Below are 25,332 nucleotides of genomic sequence, written 5' to 3' on the forward strand. Positions count from 1 at the left end.
CGCGATGACATCCGGAGGGGGCAATCGTCGGAGCGGCCGGACGGGCCGTCAATAGGTCTGGACCAAGTTAGGGAAGTGTGCGCGGCTCAGGCGCGGCGTTCGACGGCGACGAACGCCGCGTCGTCGTCGAGGGAACCTCCCGCGTGGGCGAGCAGGCTCTCGTGGATCAGCCTGACGAGCCGCGGGGGATCGGTCTCGTTCCAGGCCGCCACGTTCCCGGCGAGGTCGTAGAAGGCGCCGTGGGAGTCGCGCGCCTCGACGACGCCGTCCGTGTAGAGCAGGAGCACATCGCCGCCGCGGTAGGCGAACGTCTCGGACGCGTAGTCGCCCTCCGCCAGCTCGCCGCCCACCCCGAGCGGGAGCGCCGGGTCCCCCGCCGTCAGGAAGGTGACCTTCCCCTCGCGCAGGAGCAGCGGCGGCGGGTGACCGCAGCTGATCAGCCTGACCAGCTGTTCGTCGGCCGGGACCTCCAGGATCGCGGCGGTCACGAAGCTCTCGCCGTCGTCGGGCGCGCCCGTGGGCTCCACCGTGTTCCAGTAGACGGCGTTGTGCAGGTGCGCGACGAGCCGCGCCAGCGGAGGGTTGCGGTGGGCGGCCGCGCGGAAGGCGCCGAGCAGCAGCGCGGCGTCGCCGACGGCGGGCAGGCCCTTGCCGCGCACGTCCCCGATCAGGAAGCGCGTCCCGTACCGCCCGGGCGCCACCGCGTAGAGGTCGCCGCCGATCTGCGCCTCCGCCTCCGCCGCGACGTAGACGGAGGCGATCCGCAGCGCGCCGACCCGGTCCGGGAGCGGCCGGAGCAGGACCTTCTGGGCGACGTCGGCGACCGAGCGGACCCGGTCCAGGGCCCGTTCGTGCCGTTCGTGGACGGCCCTGAAGGCCACGACGAAGAGCGAGACCAGGAAGAGTGCCACGATCTGCGTCTGGCGGTTGGCCGTCGCCACCCCGCCGAGCAGCACGCCGAGGAGGATCTGGGCGCCGACGGCGAGCACCCCGACCAGGGCCGTGAGCCTGACGCCGCCGATCATGGCGGCGACCGCCGGCGCCACCACGAGCAGCGGCCCCAGCTGGATGTCCTTGCCGGTCACCAGGTCGAGCACCATGATCACCACGATGAGCCCGAACGGTACGGCGAGCAGCGCGGGGCGGTGACGCCACGGCTGCCCGAGACCCGGCGGACGGAGCTGGAGGCGCATGACTCCTGCTTACCTTCCCGGCGCACCGGGTGCCTCTCCGGCGCGTCCGACACGCCTCCCGCCCCGCGCTTTCGGGCTCCCGCCCCCCCGCGTTGCCGTGGCGCTCCCGCGCCCGCGTCGCCGTGGCAGGGCCGGAGCTCTCGGACGTACGCGCCGGGTCCGGGAGCCTCGGACGTACGCGCCGGGTCCGGAGCCTCGGACGTACGCGATCGGGGCGGAGGGTCCCCGCTCCGCGCCGTCCCGGGCCGCGGCCCGCTCAGCCCTGCGGCTTCAGCGCGACCTCCGGGCTGGACTCCGCCGGGAGGCGGTGGGCGGGGCAGGTGTCGAGGACCTTCCGCATGGCGGCGCCCTCTTCGGCGGTGACCCAGAGCTTGTACTCCTTCTTCACCGCGATCTGGCGCGCCACATAGGGGCACGCGTACGCCTTGTTCGGGGGCAGCCAGGCGGCGGCGTCCTTGTCGCCTTTGGCCCGGTTGGCCGGGCCGTCGGCCGCGATCAGATTGAGGGGATCGTTGGCCAGGGCCTCACGCTTTCCCTGGGTGAGCTGCTGCGCCCCGGTCCGCCACGCGGCCGAGAGGGCCACGGCGTGGTCGATGTCCACCGGGGAGGACCGGTTCCCGCGCTGGAAGGAGATCGTCCGGCCGGTGTACGGGTCGGCCAGGGTGCCCGAGGCGATCACGCACTTCTTCCCGCCGTCGAACACGGGGTCCTTCAGATCGCGGCGCAGGATGTCGTTCCTGGTGTCGCACTTGTTGCCCGAGCCGGGCGCGTCCGTCTTGTCGGACCAGGCCGGGCCGAACGACTTGGCCCGGTCGTAGCCCTCCTTCGACGCGGCGGCCTTCACGGGCAGTTCCGCCAGCGCCGCCCGGGCGGTGCCCGGTTTCGCGTCGCTGCCGGAGCGGTGTTTCTCGTCCTCTTCGCTGGAGCAACCGGCCAGGGCCGCCAGCAGCAGGAGGGAGAGTACGGAGAGAGCGGAACAGGTGTGGGTACGGGCACGAGGGCGCAACGGAACCCCATCTCCTCGGCGTGGGTCCGTCCGGTCGCCGACGCGGAATCGCGGCGGAACCGCTGCGGGCCCGCGGGAAAACTCCGTTCCGGGAAAGCTGTGCCCGGGGCCCGTAGCGGAACCACCGGCTTCCCGCCGCGCCTCGACGCATACGGGGATCCCGCCCCTCGGGGCCCGCGCACCGGCGTACGCGCGAGGGGAAAGGGGGCGTCCGCCGGACACGGACGACGCGCGGCCACCACCCGTGAGGACGGTGGCCGCGGTCCGTAGGGGAGATCGGGAGGCCGCCGGTCTACCTCTTCAGGGAGCAGGTGGCCCTGGCGGTCTTGCTCGGGTCGCTCTCGGAGCGCGCGGTGAGCACGACCTTGCCGTCCCGGTCGGCGCCCGCCTTGGCGTTCACCGCGACCTCGACGGGCACGGAGGAGCCGGCCTCGGTGGTGGCGAGCCGGTTGGGGAGCCAGGCGGACCAGCCGCGTCCGGCGGCCGTGGCCGACAGCCGGTACACGTCGGAGGACAGGTGCGGACCGGTGTCGCCGGCACGGCCGGTGTTGGCGAGGGCGAAGGTGCACACGGCCCGTCCGTCGGTGGGCCGGCCCTGAGCCTTGCCCTGGCCGAGGGCGAGCCCGCGGGTCTGCGGTCCCGCGCCGTCCAGGGACTTCACGCCGACGCTGTAGGACAGCACCCCGGCGGCGTCGCGCCGCATGTCGAGGACGTAGAAGTGCAGCCGGTTGGCCTGGTCGACGTACTCGTACGAGCTGCCGGAGTCGGCGCCCGCGTGCAGGAGCGCGTCGCTGAGCTGCCGGTAGTCCCCCATGGTGATCTTCTGGGGGGTGCCGTCGGGGCGCAGGAAGTCCACCATGCCGATGTCTTCGGGGTGCGCGTCGATCACCCAGGCGAAGGGGGCGCGGTCCGCGTTCTTGGTCTTGCTGAGCAGGACCCCGTTGTCGGGTGTGAAGGAGTCCATGCCCATGCGGTCGACGACCTCGACGGTGTAGTTGTCGTAACCCCCGCCGTCGCAGAGGGGGTCGGTGGCGCGGTCGCAGGCGGGCGACAGGTCGCGGCCCATGGTGATGTTGACGCCGGTGAGGCCCTTGTCTCCGGGCGGCGCGGAGCGCGCGGTGACGCGGGCGACGACGAGGCCGGAGCCCTTGAGGGCGTCGCGGTCGAGGCGCAGGACGTTCTTCTCGTCGACGATGCCGAGTTTGAGCTTGTCCCGGAGGACGTGCTGGGCGCCCATGGAGCCGCCGGCGGTGGCGGGGACCTGCCAGCGCGTGTGCGGTCCGCCGGGGCCGTTGAACGAGCCCCGGGAGAGCATGCCCCAGATGCCCGTGTAGGCGCGGCTCAGCGGAGTGCCGTAGGGGTTGTTGTAGTTGTCCCCGATGCCCAGGATGTGGCTGAGTTCATGGGCGAAGGTGGCCATGCCGGAGCTCTCGGCCTGGGTGGACGAGCCGCCCGCGGCGTTGGGCCAGATGCGGGCGGCGGCCTGCCAGGACGTCCACGGCACGTAGCGGGTCTTCGCGGCGTTGCCCCCGCCGGGGATCGCGGAGGGCGGGCCCCAGGCGGCGGGCACGTCCTGCGGGGACGCGAACTTCATCGGGCCGAACTCCTGCCAGGCGGAGGACTCGTCGACGCCCGCGGTGAGGTAGAAGACGAAGTCGAACTCCGCGGCCTTGTCGGCGCCCACGTCGGCGACCCAGTTGCGCTTGCCGTCGGTGCGGATGTCCTTGCCGCAGGAGTCGCCGACCGGGCAGGCGCCGGGGTTCATGCCGGGCTCGATGCCGTACTGGTAGGACTTCCACGGCATGCGGTAGACGCCGAAGGCGGTCAGGTTCACGCCGACGCGGCCTCCGGAGTCCTCCATCCAGTATTCGTTGATGGTGTGACCGTGGTTGAGGGCGCCGGGCTTGTTGAGGAAGTCCTCGTAGAACTTCGGGACCCGCGCGCGGGGGATGCCGGACGCGCTGGGCAGCGGGTTCCCGAATCGGGCGGCGCCGGGCGGCTTGCTGACCGAGAACTCCTCGTCGGGGTAGTCCAGGAGCACCAGGGCGCCCTTGAAGGTGCGCTTCGTGGGCTTGAGATCGGGGTCGGCCCAGTTCGTCCCCGGGACCGAGCGGTACTCGGCCCAGGTCATGTCGTCGGGGTTGCGCCAGTTCTGCGGATCGATCGGCTGGACGAGGGGCGGTCGGACCCGGGGGGCGTCGGGCGTCGCCCGCGCGGGTCCGGCGGCGACGACGGCCATGACGCCGAGGAGCAGGGCGACGATACTCGACCGCCGTAATCGGCGTGCGCGTCTGGGGCGCGGGAACACGGCTCACCTCTTGCCTGAACGTCATCGGATGCGGACATGACAAGCTGTTCGAGTGTGCCTAGCGTGGCCAAGGTAGAGCTGGGGGACGGCAGGACGCCAGAGTGCAGGCACGATGTTCGTGGGGCGCCGCCGAAGGCCGTCCGGCCCTGCTCGACCGAGGGTCGCGCTCGGACGGACCGCCGGCGATCGGTCAGTAGTCGATCCTGAACATGTAGCGCCGCTTGTCCGGACCGTGGCCCCGCACCGCCTCCAGGTGCTGGGAGAACCGGGTCGTCACCGTCGCGAGCGCCAGCGGGCCGATCGCCCCCCGCGCCGCCGCGGGCACGCCCGGGAGCCTCAGCTCCGCCGTGTCGATGTAGTGGGCCTTCTTCGTGTGCCGGTCGAGGAAGGCCCGCGCGCGTTCGGCCAGCGGGCGGGTCGCGTCCTCGCCGAGGAAGAGGAGGACGGCCTGCTCCGCCGTGACGATCTCGAAGGCGCCGTGGAAGAACTCGCCCGCGTGGAAGGCGGCGGCGTGCTTCCACTGCTTCTCCAGCAGATGGCACATGGCGAAGGCGTACGCCTCGCCGTACTGGGGGCCCGAGGCCAGGACGTAGGTGACGGGCTCGTCGGCCAGCGCGGTGGCGAGGGCGTGGTTGAGCTCCTCGGTCTCCTCCAGCGTCGCGTACAGCGCGTCGGGCAGCGCCTCGTACGCGGCGCGGACGGTGGCGCGGTCACCTTCCCCCTCCGCGCCGGCCGCTTCGAGGAACGCGTGGGCGAACTGGCCGAGCAGGACCTGCCGGGGCGCCACGACGGTCTCGTCGCTCCGGTAGGTCCAGACCGCGTCGGACATCCCGGCCAGCGGGCTGTCGCCGGCGCGGGTGACGGCGGCGACGCGGGCTCCGGCCGCGCGGGCCAGGCGCGCGGCGGCGAGGGACTCCTTGGTGGTCCCCGTGTGCGAGCTGACCAGGACGACCGAGCCCTCGCCCAGGGTGGCCGGCCGGCGGTGGGTGAACTCGGCGCTGGTCAGGCACCGGACGGGGAACGGCGCTCCGGCCTCCAGCAGGAAGTGCGCCGGGCAGGCGTCGGCCAGCGCGCCCCCGCAGCCGACGAGGAAGACGCCGGACACGCCCGCCGCGAAGGCGCCGGCCGCGAAGTCGCGGACGGCCCCGTACTGGCCGAGCGCGAAGGCGACGGTGTCTCTGAAGTCCTGGGGTATCGGCTGGAGCGGGGTGGCGGTGGTGGTCACGGGTGCCCCTCATCGTCGAAGGTGCGGTGGGAGTGCCGGTCGGTGTCCGGCGCCTTTCCCTTACCCGCCCCGCCCCAAGGGCATCTCCTGGAAATAGCCCACCGCCGGCTAACCCGCGCGCCGCCCGTGCATCACACCCCAGCGCAGCTTCCCCCCGCGCGCCGCCTCCGCCCACACCGGCAGGTTCTCCAGCAGGTGGTCGACGTACGCGCCGCTGACGGTCCTCCGGAGCTCCCCCTCGCGCGCGTGCGTCTCCGCCGTCAGCCGTGTGTAGTGGGTGAGAAGTTGCTCGCTGTGGTCGTCGAAGCCGACGTCCGTCAAGGCGAGTTCGGTGAGTCGCCGGTGGTACGAGGACGGGGTGGCCAGTGTGTCCACGCCGAGGCGGGACACGGCCGGGCGGAGCGCCTCCGCGGGGGTGTCCTCGGCGGCCATGATGTCGGTGAAGGCCAGCGCGCCGCCGGGGGCGAGGACCCGTGCCGCCTCGCCCAGCGCCCTGGCGCGGTCATCGCTGTGGCAGAGGGCTTCCAGGGAGCAGACGGCGTCGAAGTGGCCGTCGGTGAAGGGGATGTCGTGGAACGATCCGGTGACGACCTCGACGAGGCCGGCCAGGCCGCGCTCGGCGTTGGTGGCGCGGTGGTGCGCGTTCTGGGCGGCGCTGAGGTTGAGCGCGACGACGCGGCAGCCGAAGCGTTCCGCCAGATAGCGGGCGGTCCCGCCGTAGCCGGAGCCGAGGTCCAGTACGGAGCGGCCGGGGCCGAGCCGGTCGGCGAGCCGGTCCGCCACCCGTGCGACGGTGCGGCGGGAGGCGGCCGCGACGGGCTCGTCAGGGCGCAGGTAGATGCCGGTGTGGATGTCCTCGCCGCCCCATATGGAGCGGTAGAAGGCGTCGACGTCGGTGGAGTCGTAGTAGCGGCGCGTCGCGTCCTCGCCGGCGCCCGGCGTGCTGGTGTCCTGGCTCATCGGTGCTGACCTCGCTCGTCGTCGATCGGGACCGGCCGGGTTCAGCCTCTCCACCCGGCCGACGACGATCACAGGGACGAACCGGCCAAGTTCGATCAGTCTTACGGGCCCTTGGTCCCCGGCGTCACCCGCCGCCCGCGAGTTCCCCGCTCAGCGCGCCGTGCAGCTTCGCGCTCTCCCCGGCGAGCCCGGTGATCTCCACCGTCTTCCCGCGCTGCGCGTACTTGGCCTCGACCGCGTCCAGCGCGGCCACGGAGGAGGCGTCCCAGACACGGGCCCCGGAGAGGTCGACGACGACCGTGCCGGGGTCGCCCGCGTAGTCGAAGCGGCCGACCAGGTCGTCGGACGAGGCGAAGAAGAGCTCGCCGGTCACCGTGTAGACGACCCGTTCGCCGCCGGGCGCGAGGGCGGCCTCGACGTGGATGACTCGGGCGACCCGCCTGGCGAAGACGGCCATGGCGGCGAGGGAGCCGACGATCACGCCGACGGCGAGGTTGTGGGTGGCGACGACACAGCCGACGGTGACGACCATCACGGCGATCTCGCCCGCGGGCATACGTCTGAGGGTCTTCGGGGCGACGGAGTGCCAGTCGAACGCGGCGACCGACACCATGATCATGACGGCGACGAGGGCGGCCATGGGGATGTCGGAGACTACGGGGCCGAAGACGACGCACAGGACCAGCAGGAACGCCCCGGCCAGGAACGTCGACAGCCGGGTGCGGGCGCCGGACACCCGTACATTGATCATCGTCTGGCCGATCACCGCGCAGCCGCCCATGCCGCCGAGGAAGCCGGTCACGATGTTGGCGACGCCCTGGCCCATGGACTCGCGCCTCTTGTCGGAGGGGGTGTCGGTGAGGTCGTCGACGAGCCGCGCGGTCAGCAGCGACTCCATCAGCCCGACCAGGGCCATCGCCAGCGCGTAGGGGGCGATCGTCGTGAGGGTCCCGACCGTGAGCGGCACGTCCGGCAGGCCGGGGACCGGCAGGGCCGAGGGCAGGTCGCCCCGGTCCCCCACCGTCGGCACCGCGATGCCCGCGGCCACGGTCACCACGGTGAGGGCGACGACGGAGACCAGGGGCGCGGGCACGGCCTTGGTGATCCTGGGGAACAGCACCATCAGCCCGATTCCGGCGGCGACGAGCGGGTAGACGGCCCAGGGCACGTCCCGCAGTTCGGGCACCTGGGCCAGGAAGACCAGGATGGCCAGGGAGTTGACGAACCCGACCATCACGCCGCGCGGGACGAACCGCATCAGCTTCGCGACGCCGAGCGCGCCCAGGACGATCTGGAAGACACCGGCGAGGACGACACAGGCGATCAGGTACCCCAGGCCGTGTTCCCGGTTGAGGGGCGCGATGACGAGGGCGACGGCCCCGGTCGCCGCCGAGATCATGGCGGGTCGGCCGCCCACGACGGCGGTGGTGACCGCCATGGTGAACGAGGCGAAGAGGCCGACGCTCGGGGCGACCCCGGCGATCACCGAGAACGAGATCGCCTCGGGGATCAGGGCCAGCGCCACGACGAGGCCGGCCAGGACCTCGGTGCGCAGGACCTTCGGGGCGAGCCAGGACGGACGGGAGCCGCGCCACCGCGCGCCCCGGGACGATATGGAGGAGGGCAAGGAGAGGTACCTGTCGGGATCGGGCTCCGCCCGGGGCCTCGTCGGCCGGGCACGGTGAGGGGGCCGGGCGTGACCGGCACCGGGCAACTTTACCGTCGGTCCTCATAGGGCCGTCGGTCCTCATACGGCCCGTTTTTCCCGGCCTCCCCCGGAGCCGAGCGGCGGACTGCTCGGCTCCACATCCTTACCGCCGGTTCGGGCGGCGCGATCGAGCGTACGAATCCGGCCACTTGGCGGGCTCAACGACGTGATCGCCACTGGTGGGGCGGGTGTGACGCGTGAGAGGTTCGCGCCATGCAGGCCCCCGGGCCGACCCGGCCGCCACGGGCCCTGCCGAAGCTCTGGTGCGGGACGATCACGCTGCGTAAGGCGATCGTCCGAATATCGGACAGGCGGATCGAGTCTTCGTCCGCTTGCCCATACTCGTAACCCCCGATCTCGCATATTGGACAGGTACGACCATGAGCCGGACAGTCCCGTCCCCTCCCCCGCCGACCGAGACCTCCCCGCAGCAGGGCTCCCCGCTGTCGAACGGACTCAAGCAGCGGCACCTTTCGATGATCGCCCTCGGCGGTGTCATCGGCGCGGGCCTCTTCGTGGGCTCCGGCGCCGGCATCGCCTCGGCCGGCCCGTCCATCGTGCTGGCCTACGCCGTGTCCGGGCTGCTCGTGATGTTCGTGATGCGCATGCTCGGTGAGATGTCCGCCGCGAACCCGGTCTCGGGCTCCTTCTCCGTGCACGCCGACCGCGCGATCGGCCGGTGGGCGGGCTTCACCGCCGGCTGGATGTTCTGGACCCTGCTGGTGGTGGGCGTGGCGATCGAGGCGATCGGCGCGGCCCACATCGTCCAGGGCTGGCTGCCCGGCACCCCGTCCTGGATGTGGGTGCTGATCTTCATGGCGTTCTTCTGCGGCAGCAACCTCGCCGCGGTCTCCAACTTCGGCGAGTTCGAGTTCTGGTTCGCCGCGCTGAAGATCGCCGCCATCGCGGCCTTCCTGATCCTGGGCGTCCTCGCGGTCATGGGCGTACTGCCCGGCAGCGACTCCCCGGGCGCGTCGCACCTGCTGCACGACGGCGGCTTCCTGCCCAACGGCATGGACGGCCTGCTCATCGGCCTGCTGGCCTCCCTCGCCGCGTACGGCGGCCTGGAGACGGTGACCATCGCGGCCGCCGAGTCCGAGAACCCGGTCACCGGTGTGGCGAAGGCCGTGAAGACGACGATGTGGCGCATCGGCATCGTCTACGTCGGCTCGATGCTGGTGATCGTCACGCTGATCCCGTGGAACGACAAGACCGTCACGGAGAACGGTCCGTACGCGGCCGTGCTCGACCGCCTCGGCGTCCCCGCCGGCGGTCAGATCATGAACGTGGTCGTCCTGATCGCCCTGCTGTCGGCGATGAACGCCAACATCTACGGCTCCTCGCGCATGGCCTACTCGCTGGTGTCGCGCGGTCAGGGCCCGAAGGCCCTGGCCAAGGTCTCCGGCGGGGTGCCGCGCCGCGCGGTGCTGGCGTCGTCCGCGTTCGGCTTCTTCGCCGTCCTGCTGTCGTACTGGTGGCCCACCACGGTCTTCGCCTGGCTGCTGAACATGGTCGGCGGCGTGGTGCTGATCGTGTGGGGCTTCATCGCCGCCTCGCAGCTGCTGCTGCGCCGCCGGACGGAGCGCGAGGCGCCCGAGCTGCTGGTGGTGCGGATGTGGGCCTTCCCGTATCTGACCTGGGTGACGCTGGCCGGTGTGGTCGGCGCGCTGGTCCTGATGGGCCTGGAGACCGACACCCGCGTCCAGCTGTACTCCACGGGCGGCCTGGCACTGGCCCTGGCCCTGGTCGGCTACGTCCAGCAGCGGGCGGCCGCGCGGCGCTGAGTGCCGCCACCCGCCACGAAGGCCGGTCACCCCTCCCCGTGCGGGGAGGGGTGACCGGCCTTCGGCGTACGTACGCGGGCCCGCGCGGCACTTCGGCGTACGCGGGCCCGGGAGGAGCCGGTGTGCCCTACCCGACCGGAACGCCGAGCCCCGGGAGGACGTGGGCGCCCGGCAGTCCGGCGAGCAGCGGCCCGGGGACCCAGAGCTTGGAGCCGCGGATCCCGGATCCCACCACCAGCTTGGGGTGGGCGGCGACCGCGGGGTCCACCAGGATCGGCCAGCCCGCCGGGAGCCCGACCGGGGTGATGCCGCCGTACTCCATGCCGGTGGCCGACAGGACGGTGTCCATGGGCGCGAACGACACCTTGCGGGCTTCGAGGTGACGCCGCACCAGGCCGTTGACGTCGGCACGGCCGGTGGCCGGGACGACACAGGCCGCGTAGCTCGTCTCCCCGCCCCGCTTGGCGGCGACGACCACGCAGTTGGCGGAGTCCTCCAGGGCCACGCCGTACGCCTCGCAGAACTCGACCGTGTCGGAGAGCGCGGGGTCGATGCCGGCGATCTCCACCTGGGCAGCGGCCGGCTCGGTCCAGCCGCCGAGGGCGGCGGCGACGGCGGGGGCCATCAGATCGGTCCGGGACAGGGCGGGGCATACCTCGAGCGTGGTGTTCATGGAGCCATCCAACCGCACCGGCCCCACCGGGCGGCGGCCGAGGGGTGGGTCATGCCCCGGCCCGCCCGGCACCCGCCCGTACCGCCCGGCGCCCGGCCGGGAAGCGGCGCACCTGCGGGGAGAGCAGGGCCGCCGAGGTGGCGAGGACGACGAGGGCGGCGCAGCCCAGCAGCGCCGGCCGGGGTCCGGTCGCCGCGGCGACCGGACCGGCCACCAGCAGGCCGAGCGGGGCGAAAGCGAGGGAGCCGAACCAGTCGTAGGCGCTGACCCGGGAGAGGGAGTCGGCGGGCACCTCGCGTTGCAGCGTCGTCGCCCACAGGACCCCGAAGACGTCGCCCGAGACGCCGGCGGCGAACGCCGCCACCGCGGTCACCCAGACCGGGGCGTCCGCGCCCAGCAGCACCATGGGCGCCGCCGCCGGGAAGGTGGCCAGGACGGCGACGAGGAGGGGCCGCCGCGCGCGGAGCCGGATCGCCGCGGCGGCGCCCACGAGCGTGCCCACCGCCTGCGCGGCGACGACGAGGGACCACTCGCGCGCCCCGGCGGGGCTCCGCCCGCTCGCGAGCGGACCCAGGACACCCACCGTGGCGTTGACGGCCGCGACGACGAAGGCGTATTGGGCCACCACCACCCACAGCCACTGCCGCGAGGCGAACTCGCGCCAGCCGTCCCGGAGGTCGGCCCACCCGGTCCCGCCGCGCCGGTGGTGGGCCCGGGCCGGCCGGATGCCGGCGATCAGCACGGCGCTCGCGAGGAACGAGAGCGCGTCGAGGGCCAGTGCCCAGCCCGCCCCGGCCCAGGCCACGACCGTCCCGGACAGCGCCAGACCGAGCACCATGGCGACGTTCGTGCCCATCCGCAGCAGGGCGTTGGCCTCCGCCAGCCGGTCGCGGGCGACGATCTCCGGGACCACGGCGGTCATCGCCGGGGAGAAGAGCGCGGTGGCCGTCCCCGCCGTCGCGGCGAGCAGGGCCATGGCGGGGAGCGGCGCGTGTCCGGTGAGCGTCATGACGGCGAGGCCGCCGTAGGCGAGCGCGCCGGTGGTCTCGGCGACGGCCATGAGGCGTACGCGGGGTATTCGGTCCGCTATGACGCCGCCGGGCAGGACGAAGAGCAGCTGGGGAAGCAGCTGGCAGGCCAGTATCAGGGAGAGCTTCCCGGGGGTGGCGCCGGGCAGGCCGAGCACGGCGAACGCGAGGGCCACGCGGGCGAATCCGTTACCGAGGACGGACACCGTCCGGGCCCAGGAGAGGAGTTGGAAGTTCCGGTCGCGCAGTGGGGCCGGGGCGTCCGGGGGCACGGGTGCGGAGGGTGGTGACGGCGGTGCGGGCCGTCCGGATGAGCGACTCACCCCGCCAGTGTGCGTCGCCTCCCGAGCGGGGAGACCGGAACTTTCGGGCAGAGAACCATTTTCCGGCCAGTTCTCACCGGCTTCTCCGTAACCCCAGGAGAGGGACATTACGGGGTCTAGCATGGGTGAACGGACATGCTCAAGGACGTTCCGGCGAGTCGGCCCATGGGGTCCGGCGGTACGGGAGGGACCGATGGGAGCACACGGGCCGACGGTTCTGGACAATGCGCTCAGCCGTTATTACGACCGCGTCCAGACGGCGCTCCACCGGGTGGCGGAGAGCCGTCGCGCCGACGGCCGGGAGGACTTCTCCCCCGGCCCTCTCCTGCCTCCCCCGACCGACCGGTTGCGTGACTACCTGTCCGTATCCGGCCTGGCGGCGGCCGGGGCGGGAGAGCACCACGGCGTGCGGCTCACCCTGCTGGACCTGATGCGCAACCCCGGGACGAGAACGACCAAGACCATGGCCTCGCTGGTCATCGTGGCACGCGCCGCGCACCATGTGCGCGAGACCGGGGAGCCCCTGATGCTCCTCACCCCCTCCTCCGCGAACAAGGCCACCGCGCTGCGCGACGCCGTCCTGCGCGCCGTCGACCACGGCCTGGTCCGCCGCGGGGGGGCTGCGCGTCGCCTGTGTGGTCCCCGAGGAGTCCGCCCACAAGGTGTGGCGGTCCCGGCTCTCCGACGACCCGGAGCTGCGCCGCCGCAATCCGGTGCTGGTGCACGCCGGCCCCGGCGCGGCCGTCAAGGCCCTGGCGAGCGAGGCCGCCGGGGACGTCGCGGCCCGCGTCCGGCACCTGACCGGCGTCCGCGTCTGGCACACCCTCGACCTCGACAACTACCGCGCCGCGGACACCGTGAGGGCCTACTTCGAGGACGAGTACCTGCCGCCGCCGGACGGCGTCCGCTGGCACTCCCACGCGGTGTCCAGCGCGTTCGGCCTCCTCGGCCACCACTTGGGCACCAGGCTCCTCGCCGAGGAGAAGGCGGGCTCCGGCGCCGCCCGTCCGGCGACCGGGTACCTCCTTGTCCAGCACCTCGCCACCCCCGACATGGTGCTCGACCTGCACGGGGACGGCGGGTTCCCCAAGTACGGCGAGGACCCCGGGAGCGGGCTCTTCACCCAGGACGGAAACCCCCGCTTCCCTTCCGTCACGGACGACCCGGCGGAGGCCATCGACCCCACCTTCTACACGAAGTCGCCCGCCACGGCCCCCGCGATGAGCGGGATCGTCCGGGCCCGGGGCGGCGGGGGCATGGTCGTCTCACGGCACGAGTGCGTCGCGCTGTACGAGCGGGTCCGCGCCCTGGTGGCGCCCTCCGGGGTACACCTGCCGGCCGACCCGGCGCGGCTGCGCGAGTGGTCGCTGGTCATGGCGGTGACGGGCACGCTGCTCGCCGTCGAGCGCGGCCTGGTCGAGGCCGACGAGGTCGTCGTGCACTGCTCCGGCTCCTACACGGCCGACGACTTCACGCCGCTGCCGCCCGCCGCGCTGCGGACCGTGGGCGGCGTCGCCGACGTCGCCGACGCGCTCCACACCGCGGCGGCGGCCTAGGCAGGACGACCGCGGGGCGCGGAGGTCCTCGGGATACAGACGGAAGGAGGCGGCGAGGATGCGCGTCGGGATCGTCATCCTTCCCGAACACCCCTGGCCGGTGGCCCGCCGGCACTGGCTGCGCGCCGAGGAGCTCGGCTTCCACCACGCCTGGACCTACGACCACCTCTCCTGGCGCTCGCTGCGCGACGCGCCGTGGTTCGGCGCGGTCCCGCTGCTGGCCGCGGTCGCCGCGGTCACCACCCGCGTCCGGCTGGGACCCCTGGTCGCCACCCCGAACTTCCGTCACCCGGTGGTGCTGGCCAAGGAACTCATGACGCTCGACCACATCGCGGACGGCAGGATCGTCGCGGGTCTCGGCGCCGGGGCGGCCGGCTCCGACGCCCGCGCGCTCGGCGCCCCGCCGCTCTCCCCCGCCCGGCGGGCCGCCCGCTTCGAGGAGTTCGTCTCCCTGACCGACCGGCTGCTGAGCCAGGACCGCACCGACCACGAGGGACACGTCTACACCGCCCGGGGCGCCCGTACGGTCCCCGGCTGTGTGCAGCGGCCCCGTGTCCCCCTCGCGATCGCGGCGACCGGACCGCGCGGCATGCGCCTGGCGGGGCGGTACGGACAGTCCTGGGTGACCCACGGCACGGACACCGGGCCGGGCGAGCTCCCCGAGGCCGACGTGCTCCCCCTCCTGGCCCGGCAGTCCGCCCTGTTCCGGGAGGCCTGCGCACAGGTGGGCCGCGCCCCCGCCGAGGTCGACCGCATGGTGCTCGGCAGCCGGCTGGTCCCCGGACTCACGGATTCCGTGGACCGGCTGCTCGGCTTCGCCGGGGAGTGCGCCGCGCTGGGCTTCACCGACCTGGTCCTCCACCGGCCCCGCCCGTCAGGGGTGTTCGCAGGGGACGCCACGGCCTTCGAAGAAGTCGTCGCGGCCGCGCTCCCGCACATCGAGCGGCTCAAACCGCCCGGGGGTCCGCGGCGGGGCGGGGAGAACGGCTGACGGCGGCCACATGACGCACGGAGGAAGCACCGGGAAGGAGACGGCGGACGTGGAAGCGGACGAGGAGACCCCGCCACCCGGCCGGGAGCCGGACGGCCACGGCAGCGGCGACTACGGCCGGACCTTCGGCGAGGTCTACGACGACTGGTATCCCCCGGGGTTCGCCGACGGCGACGCGGCGGTGGCGGCCCTGGCAGACCTCGGAGGCGACGGCGAGGCCCTCGAACTGGGCGTCGGCACCGGCCGTATCGCCATACCGCTCGCGCGGCGCGGCCTCCGCGTCCACGGCGTGGACAGCTCGCCGGAGATGCTGCGCCGGCTGCGCGGCAAACCCGGCGGGGACCTGGTGCGCGCCGTGCTCGCGGACATGGCCGACTGCGACCTGGGCCACCGGTTCACCCTCGTCTACTCCGTCTTCAACAGCCTCTTCTGCCTCCCCGACCAGGCCCGGCAGGCCGCGTGCCTCGCCGTCGCCGCCCGACACCTGGCGCCCGGCGGGCGTCTCGTCGTCGAGCACCAGATGCCCGCCGGGGTCTCCCCCGGGGTCTCCGTCCGCCACTTCCACACCGGAGCGGACCGCTTCCGCTTCTCCGTCGTCGACTGCGACCCGGTGACCCAGGTGATGGAACGGCGCACCGTGGCCGTCACCGACGGCGACGCCGTCTCGTACCGGTCGGTCATCCGCTACGTGTGGCCCGGGGAGCTGGACCTGATGGCCGCGGCCGCGGGGCTGGTCCCGCTGGCCCGCACGGCCGACTGGAAGGGGTCGCCGATGAGCCCCGACAGCCCGTGCTGCGTGTCCGTCTACGGCCACCGGGCCCCCGGAGCCCGGGCGGGCGCGCGGTGACGGCGCCCGGCCTCCCCGGCCCCCGCCCCCCGGCGCCCGCCCCGGCCAGGGCGCCGGCACCGCTCCGCGCGGTGCTGCGGGCGCGGTACGCGTGGGACACCGATCCCCGGCTCGCGGCCGTACGCGTCCGGTGGGACGGCGCCGTGCTCGCCCGGCGCCCCTTCATTGCCTGTTCACCGCCGCACAGCCCGGTGCGGCTGTGCTACGAGGGGCTGGGTGACGGCTCGCGCCACGTCCTGCCGTTCCTCCGGCAGCGGGGCGTGGAGACCGTGCGGACACGGCCCGGCGAACGGCACGGCGCGCCCGTGGACGTCCGGCTGTCCGGGCTCCCGGCCCGGCGGATTCCCGCGCCGGGCCCGGCCACGGTCGTGCTTCCCTTCCGGGTACGGCTCGTCGTCCCGGTCGGCGACGGCCCCGAAGCCCTCCGCGCCCGGATCTCCGCGCGCGAGCTCCGCACCTTCCGCGCCCGTCGCGCCGCCCGGGGGTGGACGTGGGAGACCGGCACCGGCCCGTACGCCTTCGACCACTTCTACGAGCGGATGCACCTGCCCACCATGCGCCGCCGGCACGGGGAGGCGGCCCGCGGCCTGCCCGCCGCCCTCGCCTACGAATGCCTCTTCCGCCAGGGGATCCTCTTCTTCCTGGTCGAGAACGGCACCCGGGTGGCCGGAGTGCTGTGCGCCCGAACCCGGCGGCACCGCGTCCTGACCATGCGGCTGCTCGGCGTCCTCGACGGCGCCGAGCGGTACTACGCGGACGGCGCCGTACGAGCGCTGACGCACTTCACGCTGGAGTGGGCGGGCGCGCACGGCTTTGACCACGTCGACCTGTCCGGGTGCGAGCCCTTCCTCAGCAAGGGGATCTTCCAGTTCAAACAGCGCTTCCACCCGCTGTGCCTGCTGCCGGACGACCACTTCGGCGGCAAACGGCTGGTGCTGCGCGTCGAGCGGGACACCCCCGGGGTGCGGGACCTCCTGGTGGCGAACCCGGTGATCGCCTGTGCCGGCGACGGCCTCGAAGCCCTGTACTTCCACGACGCGGACCGGCCGCCCCGCACCGGACTGGCCTGGCGGTGCCCGGGTGTCCGCCGCGCCCGCCACGTCCCGCTGGACGCCTTCCTGAGCGACACCGCCGGGTACGAGGGGGACGGGCCATGACGGAGCACCACCCCTGGTTCGGCTCGTACGCTCCGGACGTCCCCGCCCGGCTCGGCCCGGCCGGTGTCCGCGAGGTCCTCCGCGAGGAGATGCGCGACCTGGGCTTCCACGAGGAGCTGGTGTCGGCCCGGCCGCTGCTCGTTCCCCCGCGCGCCGCCGCGGAGCTGTACGGCGCGGCCGCGCGGCTGCTGGACCTCCTCCGCCGCGCCCTGCTGGCGAGCGGGCCCACGGCGCGGCACCGGATGGCCGCGCTGGGCGTGGACGAGTCGCTGCACCCCCTGTTCACCGACGACCGGCTGGAGGAGCGCTACTGCGGCTGCATGGCCCGTCCGGACGCGGTGATCGGGGCGGACGGTCCGCGGTTCCTGGAGTTCAACGTCGGCGGGGCGGTCGGCGGCGCCGTGCACACCCACATGATGACGCGGGCCTGGCGCCGCGTGTACGGCCCCGGTGGCGTGCCCTTCGACGGCCCTTCGCTGTTCGGGGCGCGCCGCCGGCTCTTCGCCGCCGTCTGCGAGGAGCTGGGGGTGCCGCCGGCCGTCGCCCTGTTGGGCACCGTCCGCGACCTGCCCGGGGTGGGCAGCGCCCGCTACTTCGACGTCGAGGTCGGGCACCTGCGGCGGCACGGATTCCGGGCCGAGTTCTTCGAGCCGGAGGAGCTGGACGGGGGCCACGACCCCGGAGGCGGCTTCCGGTTCCCCGTGGGCCTGCGGCACTTCACGGTCACCGAGTGGCGCGGGCACGGCATCGACCTGGCGCCGGTGCGCCGGGCGCTCGACGCCGGGTGCCTCTTCCTCGCGCCGCAGACCGCCTTCCTGATCTCCAACAAGAAGGTCCTCGGGTGGATCTCGGAGGGGCTGCCCTGGATGACGGGCGCCGACCGGGAGCTGGTCCGCCGGTACCTCCCCTGGACCCGGGTCGTCCGCGAGCGCCGCGTCGTCTGGCGCGGCCGGGGACACGACCTCGGTGAGCTGCTGGTGCGCCGGCGGGCGTGCTTCGTGCTCAAGAAGGCCGTCGGGATGTGCGGCGACGGCGTGCTCCTGGGGCCGTCCACCGGCCCCGCGGTGTGGGAGCGCGCCGTCGGGCGGGCCTTGCGCGAGGAGGACAGCATCGCCCAGGAGTACGTGGAGGCGGGGCGGTGCGCGGCGGTGGTGACGGACGGCACGGGGTCCGGCACCCGGCCCGCGACGATCGCCCCGCTCCTCGGCCCGTACGTCGTGGCCGGGAAGCCGGCGGGATGCCTGGTCCGCTACTTCGCCTCGGGCGAGAGCGGCATCGTCAGCATGTACGGCCACGGGGCCCTGATCAACGTCCTGGTGGCCGGTCGCTGACGTGCGCGGGGTCCCGTGCCGCGGGTCAGAACGCGGAGTTCGCGGACCAGCGCGCCAGCAGTTCCCCGTCCCCGTCCACCCGGAGGGCGTCCGGGCCGGGGCCGAGGCGCCCGTACAGGAACAGCAGCAGATCCGCGGCCGCTCCCTGGACGGTCACGCCGGCGGCGACGGCGGTGCGCGTGCCCTCCGGGTCCGGGCCGGTGGTCTCCACGCCGAAGCCGTCGGGCCGGAGGCGGACGAGCCAGTCGCCGTCGGTGTCGGCGCACCGGAAGCGCAGGGTCTCGCCGTCACCGCGCAAGTCGGCCACCTTGGGGGCGAAGAACGCGGCGTGGGGAAGGTTGACGAGGAACTCGTCGACGCCGTCGGTGGCGAGGTCGCGGTCGATCACGGGCCGGAGGCCGAGGGCGCGTTCCGCGTCGGTGCGGTGGACGAGCGTCTCGAACAGCATCCGCCGGATCCAGAACCTGGCGTGCTGGTCGGCTCCCCAGGCCCACATGGGCGCGTCCGGGTCGAGACCGGCGAAGGCGTCGGCGGCCTCGGCGGCGCTGTCCGCCAGCCAGTCCGGGTAGCCGTCCTCGTTCGCCGGGAGCCGCAGTTCCACGTCGCGGCCGCGCGGCGGCTCCTGGATGCGTCCGCGCAGGAGGACGGAGAACCAGCGCTGGACGCCGCCGGTGTGCTTGACGAGGTCGGCGAGCGTCCAGCCGGGGCAGCCGGGCACCGGGAGGGTGAGGTCCGCGCCCTTGACCGCCGCCACGAACGCGGCGGTCTCGGCGGTGACGGCCTCGCGGTGGACGGCGGGGGCCGACGCGTTGCCCGAGGGGTTCGACATGGTGCGTTTCGCCGCGCTTCCTGGTGCTCCCGGCCCGGCGGTCCGACCCGCGGGCGTCTTGGAGGCAGCCTGCCACAGGGGCCTCGGCGGCCGGCGGGCGGGCCGGGGCGCGCCCTGCGGGCAGCCTGTTCCCCGGCCCCGCCCCTTCCCGAACCCGGGCCCCGCCCCGGACCCGGGTCCTCAAACGCCGGACAGGCTGAAAATCAGCCTGTCCGGCGTTTGAGGACATTCGGGAAGGGGCGGGTAGGGGAAAAGATCCGCCCCTACGCGACCGTCGTCCCGGCCGGGCTGCCCTGCCGGGGGATTTCCGGACCGGCAACCACCGGCTCCGCCACGTCCCCGAGCGGATCCGGAGCCGGCAGCCCCGCCTCATGAGCCCGTACTCCCGCCCGTACCGCCCAGAAGTAGAAGCCCAGGGCCGACACCCCGACCAGCGCCGTGTCGACACCGCTCGGAAGCACTCCGTGGCCGCCGAACTCCTCGCCGCCGAGGGCGGACAGCAGGGACATCCACAGCAGGAAGCCGACCATCCACCAGGCCGGGGCGAACTGCTTCCGCAGGTCGGTCTCGCCCTTGCGGCGCAGCACCAGCGCGGCGATGGGCACGGAGATCAGGGTGAGGAGGGCGACCTTGCCGGTGTTGGGCCACTTCGACCAGTACAGGGCGCAGGCCGCGAAGGCGAAGGTGAGGGGGCAGAGCACCTTGGCCGCGGGGAGGCGGAACGGGCGGGGCAGGTGGGGCTTGGTCTGCCGGAAGACGCCGACGGCGATGGGGCCCATGAGGTAGGAGACGACCATCGCGGCGGAGACGACGCTGGCCAGGGCCTCCCAGCTGTGGCCGATGGTGAGGAGCAGCAGTACGGAGAAGCCGAGGTTCAGCCACATAGCGGGCCGGGCGACGCCGTAGCGGGGGTGCACCTCGGCGATCTTCTTGGGGAAGAAGCCGGTCTCGGCGAGGTTCTGGGCCAGGTAGGCGGCCGAGGCGACATTGCCGATGTTGGCGCCGGACGGCGAGATGAAGGCGCCGAACTGGAGCATCGTGACGACCCAGTGCAGCATCAGCAGCTTGGCGAGGTCGGCGAAGGGGGACGCGAAGTTGATGCCGCTCCAGCCGCCGGCCTCGGCGAGCCGCTCCGGCGGGACGGCGCCGAGGAAGGCGACCTGGAGGGCGAGGTAGATCACGAGGCCGAGGACGAGCGCGCCGACGAGGGCGCGCGGGATGGCGCGGCCCGGGTCCTTGGCTGCGCCGCCGAGGTTGACGACGGCCTGGAAGCCGTTGAAGGCGAAGACGACGCCCGAGGCGGTGACCGCGGTGAGCACGGCGGACCAGCCGTTGGGGGCGAAGCCGCCGTGGCCGGTGAAGTTCTCGGTGTGGAAGCCGGAGGCGATGAGCGCGCCGACCGCGAGGACCGGGATGGCGAACTTGACCAGGGTCAGGAGGTTGTTGGCGCGGGCCAGCAGCGCGACCGACCAGTAGCAGGCCAGCCAGAGGGCGACGGTCAGGAGGAGGGCCACCGCCATGCCGGTGCCCGTGAGGCGGCCGTCGGAGACCAGGCCCTGGGCCCAGCCGAAGTTCCAGGAGGCCATGTACTGGGTACCGGCGATGGACTCGATGGGGATCAGGGAGGCCGTCGCGATCCACACCGCCCAGCCGGTGATGAAGCCCAGCACCGGGCCGTGCGAGATGGAGCCGAACCTGGCCATGGCCCCCGGCAGCGGGTAGGCGGCGCCCACCTCGGCGTACGACATGGCGATCATGCCGATGAAGACGGCACCGATCACCCAGGCGACCAGGGCGGCGGGGCCCGCGACCTGAGCGGCCTGACCGGCTCCGAAGAGCCAGCCGGAGCCGAAGATGGACCCCAGCCCGATCATGATCAGGGCGAAGAGGCTGAGGCCTTTTCGATTGGCCGCGCTCAGATCCACGACGTGCTTTTCCGTTCTGCCAGGAGACAAGGTCTGGAGGCAGCGTCGAGCGACCCTCCGGTCGTACGGCTGCCACACCTGTTGCTTTGGCTCGCGCCGACCGACGGCGCCATTTCCGGACTGAGTGCGTACTGAGTGAGTTCAGCCACCCTCGCTGAAATACCGGCCCCGTCGGCTTTGCCGACATCGGGCCCCCGGGAGCACACACCGGGATTTGCGTGACGGGCCCGGGGAAATTCGTGCGGGCGATTCTCCCCGGCCGTCGGCGACGAGATCGCCGAGGACGCAATAGCGACGCCCGTCATCGTACGGTAATTCGAGGGGCGGATCCAAACGCGAGCGGGCGCCCCATTACCCCTGTGAGCATGCCATTACCGCCGGTCAGGCCCGTCCGTTCCGCGCCCCGTCGCCCCTCCGGACGAGCAGGCTCCCCAGGGCGGTGCGGCGGTGCAGCACCGCCCGTCCGGCGCGGACCGTGCTGACCAGTCCCGCACCGCGCAGCGCGGCGGCGTGGGCGGACGCGGTGGCTCCGCTGACGCCCAGGCGGCGGGCGAGCCCGCCGGTGGTGTGCTCGTCCTCGAGCAGGAGCAGGGCGTCGGCGCGGGTCCGCCCGAGCACCCCGGCGAGCGCGTCACCGGCGCCGCCCGCCCCGGCGGGTTCCGGCGGCAGGCCCGTACCGGCCGGATAGGTCACGACGACCGGCCGGCCGGGCAGGTCGGAGAGCAGGGGACGGCCGGTCCAGTGGAAGGTCGGCAGGAGCAGTACGCCCCGGCCGCGCGGCCGGACGTCCCGTTCCCCGGGCGCCTCCCACTCCCAGACGGCCCCGCGCAGCCGGGTGCCGGGGACGAGCGTGGCGAGCGCGGCCCCGACGCCGTGCTCGGCCACGGCCAGGGCGTGCCGGGTGAACTCCGCGTGGTGCAGGTCCTGCACCAGGGGCCACACGGGGCGCAGCACCGTCTCGAAGGCCGCGCGCTGGGCGCGGTGGAGGATCCGCCACGCGTCGGCGTCGCCCCGGTGCAGCTCACGGACCCAGGGCGGGGCCGGCGCGTGCCCGGCGTACACCCGCTCGATCTCGCTCCGTACCAGGTCCGGTGGTACGGCGCGGACGCTTTCGAGGCCGTCCTCGAGCGAGTCGGCGAACACGTCGACGAAGGCGGGGGCCTCCCGCCCGGGCACCAGGTCGCCGAACGGCTCGGCGGCGGCCGGCAGGGAGTGGAACAGCCGCCGTCGCCAGCGGCCGAAGAGCAGCGCGTCGCCGTGGTCGAACAGCATGGTGAGCGCCGCGTTCAGCTCCTGCAAGGGGGCCGGCCGGGCCGCGAACCGGACCCGGGCGAAGTCCTCGGCCGTGAGGTGGATCCGGATCACTACGCTCCCCGCCGGGGCCGCGCCATCGTTTCGGGCAGGGCCTGAAGGATCGCCCGCGCGCCCCGCCCGCACCAGCATTCAGGTCATGCCCTCGTCATTCACTCAGGGGGCCGGCGCCCGGCACAAGGACCGGCGTCACAGCGGCGCGAAGGGGAGGACCATGTTCCACGGAGAGCTCGGCGACGGCGGGCGCGCGGGGGCCACCGGGGTGGGCCGGCGGGCCGTCGCGAAGGCGGCCGTAGCGGGTGCCGCGCTGGTGGTGACGGGCGGCACGGGCAGTGCGGCGGCTCGGGCCCGCGTCATGGGCGGCGTCGTCCCGCGGCTGCCGGCGCCGACCGGCCCGTACCCGCTCGGGGTCGCCGCGCTGCACCTGGTCGACAGGGGCAGGCGCGACCCTTGGGCGCCCGCGATCGCGGTGCGGGAGCTGATGGTGACGGTCTTCTACCCGGCCCGCGACGTCCGCGGCCGTCCGGTGGCACCTCGGATGACCGCCGACGCCGCCGCCACGTTCGCGGTGCTCGACCCCGCCGTGCACCCCGGACTGCCGACGTCAGGGGTGGACTGGGCGGCGGCCTCGACCCACGCGCACACGGACGCGCCCGCGCTGCCCGGACGGCGCCCGGTGCTGCTGTACAGCCCGGGAGGCGCCGATCCGCGCACGCTGGGCACCGGGCTCGCGGAGGAACTGGCGAGCCGCGGCCGTGTCGTGGTGACCGTCGACCACCCCGGCGACGCGAGCGAGGTCGACTTCCCGGCCCGTACGGCGTGGCGGAAGAAGGTGCGGACGACCGTCTTCGAAGGAGACCCCCGGAAGGACCCCGGTCTCTTCCGGACCGCGATCGGCGCCCGTGTCGCGGACCTCCGGTTCGTCCTGGACCGGTTGGGGGTCCTGGCGGCGGGCGGGAACCCGGACGCGGCGGGGCGGCCGCTGCCGGACGGTCTCGGCCGGGCCCTGGACCTCCGGCGGGTGGGGGCGTACGGGCACTCGGCCGGGGGCACGGCCGTGGCCCAGGCGCTGTACGAGGACCGTCGCATCGGGGCGGCCGTCTGTATGGAGGGGTATCTGGACCACCCTCCGCAGGCGCCCGGCCGGGAGGGTGAGTTGTTCCCGGTCGCGCGGTACGGGGTGGACCGGCCGCTGCTCCTGCTGGGCACCGACGGCTTCGCGGACCAGGAGGCGCTGGAGCGTTCCTGGTCGGCCGCGGCGGCCCACCCGGGGCGCCACGTCCGGCGACGGCGGATCGAGGGGGCCGGGCACTGGGTGTTCACGGACTACGGGCCGGTGGTGGCGCGGCTGCACGAGGCGGGGCTGATGACGAGGGAGGACCGGGTGCGGATGGTGGGGGCCATGGGGGCGGCGGAGTCGGTGCCGCTGGTGCGGGGGCTCGTGGGATCGTTCTTCGACCGGTGGGCGGCGTAGCTCCCGGGCTCCCGGGCTCTACCGGCTTTCCCGGACGTCCACGGGCTCCCACGGATTCCCCGGACGCCCACGGATCCTCCCGGTCGGGCCCTCACCGCTCCGGCGGTTCCGCCCCGGACCGGTCCTCACTCCGGAGTTCCGGCGGCAGGGGCGCGGAGCTCAGGTGCGGCAGCACGCTCCGCGCGATGTCCACCAGATGCGCCTGCTGCTCACGCGTCAGATGGTCCAGCAGGTAACCCCGTACGCCCTCCACGTGCACCGGCGCCGCGACCCGCAGGGCCTCCGCCCCGCTGCCGGTCAGGGCGGCCCGGGCCCGGCGCGGGTCGTCCGCGTCGCCCTCGCGCGTCACCAGGCCGCGCTCCTGCATCCGCCGGATCTGGTGGGAGACCCGGCTCTTGGACCACTGGGCCTCGGCGCACAGGTCGCTGAGGCCCATCCGGTGCCCGGGCGCCTCGGAGAGCAGGACGAGGACGGTGTAGTCGGCGCTCGACAGGCCGACCTTGCGGAGGTCCTGGCCCAGGCGCGCCTCGAGCATTTCGCTCATGGCGACGTACCCGCGCCAGGCCCGCATCTCGTCCCGGTCCAGCCACTTCGGTTCATTCACGGCAGCACCCTAATGAAGGGATTGATCCGCCACCTATTCCGGACCCGTTCGGGCAGGACCGGCCCGGGGCCCGTAAAAGGCTCAGCATCCGTTCTTGACGGACGTGAAGGTGCCCTGGAGCTCCGTGCGCTCCCTGGTCCCGGCATTGTCGAATTCGATGACCGCCCTGACGGTGCGGTCGCGCCAGTTCTGCACCTGCTCGACCGTCGTGCCGTCGGCCTCGGTCCACTTCAGGCGGTAGACGCCCGGCGCCTCCTGACGGTATTCGACCCGGACCGTGCCGCCCGCGGGGTCCTGTCCGGCGACGACCTTCCAATGGGCGGTGCGGGCACCCTCGAAGCGCAGCTCGAACACGAAGCCGTTGTCGTAGGAGACGCGCAGGGTGCGGTCGGCGAATCTCGGCGCGTCCGACCGGGTCGCCGGGTGTGTGTCCGGCGTCCGGTCCGACGCGGCCTGGGCGACGACCGGGCTCAGGCCCAGCAGCGTCACGGCCAGCAGCGCTCCCGCGCCGAGCCGTGCGGCCGGGCGGCGGTCTCCCCGGATCGCCCGGGCTGCTCCCCGGGTTCCACGGATCTCTCGGGTCATCGGTAACCCCTCCTTGGGTTGATGTGTCAACCTTGACGTTACGAGCGAATGGTTGATACGTCAACTCAATGGGCAGGGGGCGGCGGGAACGCGAAGGGCCCGTACGGCGTGTGCCGTACGGGCCCTTCGGCGCGGGTCGCGGTCAGCCTCGCGGGGACCTCGCCAGCGCCTCGCGCACCGCCTCCTCCGTGCGGGCGACCACGGCCGAGCCGTCGTCCGCCGTGATGAGGGGGCGCTGGATCAGCCGGGGGTGGGCGGCCAGCGCGGCGACCCAGCGGTCCCGCGCCGACTCGTCGCGGGGCCAGCTCTTGAGGCCGAGCTCCTTCGCCTCCGCCTCCTGCGTGCGCGTGATGTCCCACGGCTCCAGCCCGAGCCGGCCGAGCACGGCGCGGATCTCGTCCTCGTCCGGCACGTCCTCCAGGTAGCGGCGCACGGTGTACTCCGCGCCTTCCGCGTCCAGCAGACCGACCGCGCTGCGGCACTTGGAACAGGCGGGATTGATCCAGATCTCCAT

General features: G+C 73.7%; 21 protein-coding genes and 1 pseudogene. 8 read left to right on the forward strand and 14 right to left on the reverse strand.

What is annotated here, in order from left to right; genetic code table 11:
* Positions 1-86: 86 nt before the first annotated feature.
* The 6 genes from LUZ64_RS27935 to LUZ64_RS27960 form a co-directional block, all read right to left on the reverse strand.
* The gene (locus LUZ64_RS27935) at positions 87-1,193 is read right to left on the reverse strand and encodes a PP2C family protein-serine/threonine phosphatase (RefSeq protein WP_095582715.1); all 1,107 of its coding nucleotides are present in this window, start codon (positions 1,191-1,193) and stop codon (positions 87-89) included.
* A gap of 256 nt (positions 1,194-1,449) precedes the next feature.
* Positions 1,450-2,199: an HNH endonuclease family protein gene (locus tag LUZ64_RS27940; RefSeq protein ID WP_095582716.1), complete on the reverse strand. Its 750-nt coding sequence runs from the start codon at positions 2,197-2,199 to the stop codon at positions 1,450-1,452.
* A gap of 292 nt (positions 2,200-2,491) precedes the next feature.
* Complete coding sequence (locus LUZ64_RS27945) at positions 2,492-4,438, reverse strand: M6 family metalloprotease domain-containing protein (RefSeq protein ID WP_095582717.1); 1,947 nt, start codon at positions 4,436-4,438, stop codon at positions 2,492-2,494.
* 259 nt (positions 4,439-4,697) lie between these two features.
* Positions 4,698-5,732 carry an SIS domain-containing protein gene (locus LUZ64_RS27950; protein ID WP_095582718.1) on the reverse strand — a complete coding sequence of 345 codons (1,035 nt, stop codon included), beginning with the start codon at positions 5,730-5,732 and terminating at the stop codon, positions 4,698-4,700.
* Positions 5,733-5,840: 108 nt separating this feature from the next.
* Entirely contained in the window at positions 5,841-6,692 is an 852-nt protein-coding gene (locus LUZ64_RS27955) for an SAM-dependent methyltransferase (protein ID WP_095582719.1), read from the reverse strand.
* Between the two features lie 124 nt (positions 6,693-6,816).
* Complete coding sequence (locus tag LUZ64_RS27960; protein WP_095582720.1) at positions 6,817-8,319, reverse strand: SulP family inorganic anion transporter; 1,503 nt, start codon at positions 8,317-8,319, stop codon at positions 6,817-6,819.
* A gap of 461 nt (positions 8,320-8,780) precedes the next feature.
* Between LUZ64_RS27960 and LUZ64_RS27970 the strand changes: the two genes are divergently transcribed.
* The gene (locus tag LUZ64_RS27970; RefSeq protein WP_095582721.1) at positions 8,781-10,184 is read left to right on the forward strand and encodes an amino acid permease; all 1,404 of its coding nucleotides are present in this window, start codon (positions 8,781-8,783) and stop codon (positions 10,182-10,184) included.
* Between the two features lie 127 nt (positions 10,185-10,311).
* Here LUZ64_RS27970 and LUZ64_RS27975 read toward each other — a convergent pair whose 3' ends face one another.
* Positions 10,312-10,857, reverse strand: a complete 546-nt coding sequence (locus LUZ64_RS27975) for a YbaK/EbsC family protein (protein WP_095582722.1) — start codon at positions 10,855-10,857, stop codon at positions 10,312-10,314.
* A gap of 49 nt (positions 10,858-10,906) precedes the next feature.
* Entirely contained in the window at positions 10,907-12,157 is a 1,251-nt protein-coding gene (locus LUZ64_RS27980) for an MFS transporter (RefSeq protein ID WP_232398896.1), read from the reverse strand.
* Between the two features lie 244 nt (positions 12,158-12,401).
* Between LUZ64_RS27980 and LUZ64_RS37835 the strand changes: the two are divergent.
* From LUZ64_RS37835 to LUZ64_RS28005, 6 genes and pseudogenes are all read left to right on the forward strand, one after another.
* A pseudogene (locus LUZ64_RS37835) lies at positions 12,402-12,803 on the forward strand (DUF6002 family protein); the annotation flags it as partial.
* A gap of 40 nt (positions 12,804-12,843) precedes the next feature.
* A complete protein-coding gene (locus LUZ64_RS27985) occupies positions 12,844-13,764 on the forward strand; it encodes a DUF6002 family protein (protein ID WP_143593302.1) in 921 nt (306 codons plus the stop codon).
* A gap of 58 nt (positions 13,765-13,822) precedes the next feature.
* Positions 13,823-14,755, forward strand: coding sequence for an LLM class flavin-dependent oxidoreductase (locus tag LUZ64_RS27990; RefSeq protein WP_095582726.1), 933 nt, complete (start codon positions 13,823-13,825; stop codon positions 14,753-14,755).
* A 49-nt stretch (positions 14,756-14,804) separates the two neighbouring features.
* Positions 14,805-15,602, forward strand: coding sequence for a class I SAM-dependent methyltransferase (locus tag LUZ64_RS27995; RefSeq protein ID WP_232398898.1), 798 nt, complete (start codon positions 14,805-14,807; stop codon positions 15,600-15,602).
* A gap of 71 nt (positions 15,603-15,673) precedes the next feature.
* Positions 15,674-16,759, forward strand: a complete 1,086-nt coding sequence (locus LUZ64_RS28000) for a GNAT family N-acetyltransferase (RefSeq protein WP_232398899.1) — start codon at positions 15,674-15,676, stop codon at positions 16,757-16,759.
* The gene (locus tag LUZ64_RS28005; RefSeq protein ID WP_095583152.1) at positions 16,756-18,090 is read left to right on the forward strand and encodes a hypothetical protein; all 1,335 of its coding nucleotides are present in this window, start codon (positions 16,756-16,758) and stop codon (positions 18,088-18,090) included. The genes LUZ64_RS28000 and LUZ64_RS28005 overlap by 4 nt, the downstream gene beginning before the upstream one ends.
* Positions 18,091-18,115: 25 nt before the next feature.
* On the opposite strand, the gene LUZ64_RS28010 is transcribed toward LUZ64_RS28005, so the two are convergent.
* The 3 genes from LUZ64_RS28010 to LUZ64_RS28020 all read right to left on the reverse strand — a co-directional run bounded on the left by LUZ64_RS28010 (position 18,116) and on the right by LUZ64_RS28020 (position 22,209).
* The gene (locus tag LUZ64_RS28010; RefSeq protein WP_095583153.1) at positions 18,116-18,919 is read right to left on the reverse strand and encodes a maleylpyruvate isomerase family mycothiol-dependent enzyme; all 804 of its coding nucleotides are present in this window, start codon (positions 18,917-18,919) and stop codon (positions 18,116-18,118) included.
* A gap of 263 nt (positions 18,920-19,182) precedes the next feature.
* Positions 19,183-20,844, reverse strand: a complete 1,662-nt coding sequence (locus tag LUZ64_RS28015) for an APC family permease (RefSeq protein ID WP_095583154.1) — start codon at positions 20,842-20,844, stop codon at positions 19,183-19,185.
* 381 nt (positions 20,845-21,225) lie between these two features.
* Complete coding sequence (locus LUZ64_RS28020) at positions 21,226-22,209, reverse strand: ArsR family transcriptional regulator (RefSeq protein ID WP_095583155.1); 984 nt, start codon at positions 22,207-22,209, stop codon at positions 21,226-21,228.
* 160 nt (positions 22,210-22,369) lie between these two features.
* Between LUZ64_RS28020 and LUZ64_RS28025 the strand changes: the two genes are divergently transcribed.
* Positions 22,370-23,629 carry an alpha/beta hydrolase gene (locus tag LUZ64_RS28025; RefSeq protein WP_107426662.1) on the forward strand — a complete coding sequence of 420 codons (1,260 nt, stop codon included), beginning with the start codon at positions 22,370-22,372 and terminating at the stop codon, positions 23,627-23,629.
* Positions 23,630-23,720: 91 nt separating this feature from the next.
* Here LUZ64_RS28025 and LUZ64_RS28030 read toward each other — a convergent pair whose 3' ends face one another.
* From LUZ64_RS28030 to LUZ64_RS28040, 3 genes are all read right to left on the reverse strand, one after another.
* Positions 23,721-24,233 carry a MarR family winged helix-turn-helix transcriptional regulator gene (locus LUZ64_RS28030; protein WP_211305105.1) on the reverse strand — a complete coding sequence of 171 codons (513 nt, stop codon included), beginning with the start codon at positions 24,231-24,233 and terminating at the stop codon, positions 23,721-23,723.
* A gap of 81 nt (positions 24,234-24,314) precedes the next feature.
* Positions 24,315-24,818 (reverse strand): phenolic acid decarboxylase, encoded by a 504-nt coding sequence (locus LUZ64_RS28035; RefSeq protein WP_095583156.1) that lies wholly within the window; start codon positions 24,816-24,818, stop codon positions 24,315-24,317.
* A gap of 142 nt (positions 24,819-24,960) precedes the next feature.
* On the reverse strand, positions 24,961-25,332 hold the full coding sequence (locus LUZ64_RS28040; protein WP_095583157.1) for an arsenate reductase family protein: 372 nt from the start codon (positions 25,330-25,332) through the stop codon (positions 24,961-24,963).

This window comes from Streptomyces albireticuli, from assembly GCF_021228125.1.
Taxonomy (GTDB): domain Bacteria; phylum Actinomycetota; class Actinomycetes; order Streptomycetales; family Streptomycetaceae; genus Streptomyces; species Streptomyces albireticuli.

What these genes read in the sequence shown, in the direction of transcription:
- LUZ64_RS27945 (WP_095582717.1), bottom strand. Translation starts at nt 4,438, where the DNA reads ATGGCCGTCGTCGCCGCCGGACCCGCGCGGGCGACGCCCGACGCCCCC.
- LUZ64_RS28005 (WP_095583152.1), top strand. Translation starts at nt 16,756, where the DNA reads ATGACGGAGCACCACCCCTGGTTCGGCTCGTACGCTCCGGACGTCCCC.
- LUZ64_RS28025 (WP_107426662.1), top strand. Translation starts at nt 22,370, where the DNA reads ATGTTCCACGGAGAGCTCGGCGACGGCGGGCGCGCGGGGGCCACCGGG.
- LUZ64_RS27955 (WP_095582719.1), bottom strand. Translation starts at nt 6,692, where the DNA reads ATGAGCCAGGACACCAGCACGCCGGGCGCCGGCGAGGACGCGACGCGC.
- LUZ64_RS27970 (WP_095582721.1), top strand. Translation starts at nt 8,781, where the DNA reads ATGAGCCGGACAGTCCCGTCCCCTCCCCCGCCGACCGAGACCTCCCCG.
- LUZ64_RS28010 (WP_095583153.1), bottom strand. Translation starts at nt 18,919, where the DNA reads ATGTCGAACCCCTCGGGCAACGCGTCGGCCCCCGCCGTCCACCGCGAG.
- LUZ64_RS27990 (WP_095582726.1), top strand. Translation starts at nt 13,823, where the DNA reads ATGCGCGTCGGGATCGTCATCCTTCCCGAACACCCCTGGCCGGTGGCC.
- LUZ64_RS28035 (WP_095583156.1), bottom strand. Translation starts at nt 24,818, where the DNA reads ATGACCCGAGAGATCCGTGGAACCCGGGGAGCAGCCCGGGCGATCCGG.
- LUZ64_RS27975 (WP_095582722.1), bottom strand. Translation starts at nt 10,857, where the DNA reads ATGAACACCACGCTCGAGGTATGCCCCGCCCTGTCCCGGACCGATCTG.
- LUZ64_RS28040 (WP_095583157.1), bottom strand. Translation starts at nt 25,332, where the DNA reads ATGGAGATCTGGATCAATCCCGCCTGTTCCAAGTGCCGCAGCGCGGTC.
- LUZ64_RS27935 (WP_095582715.1), bottom strand. Translation starts at nt 1,193, where the DNA reads ATGCGCCTCCAGCTCCGTCCGCCGGGTCTCGGGCAGCCGTGGCGTCAC.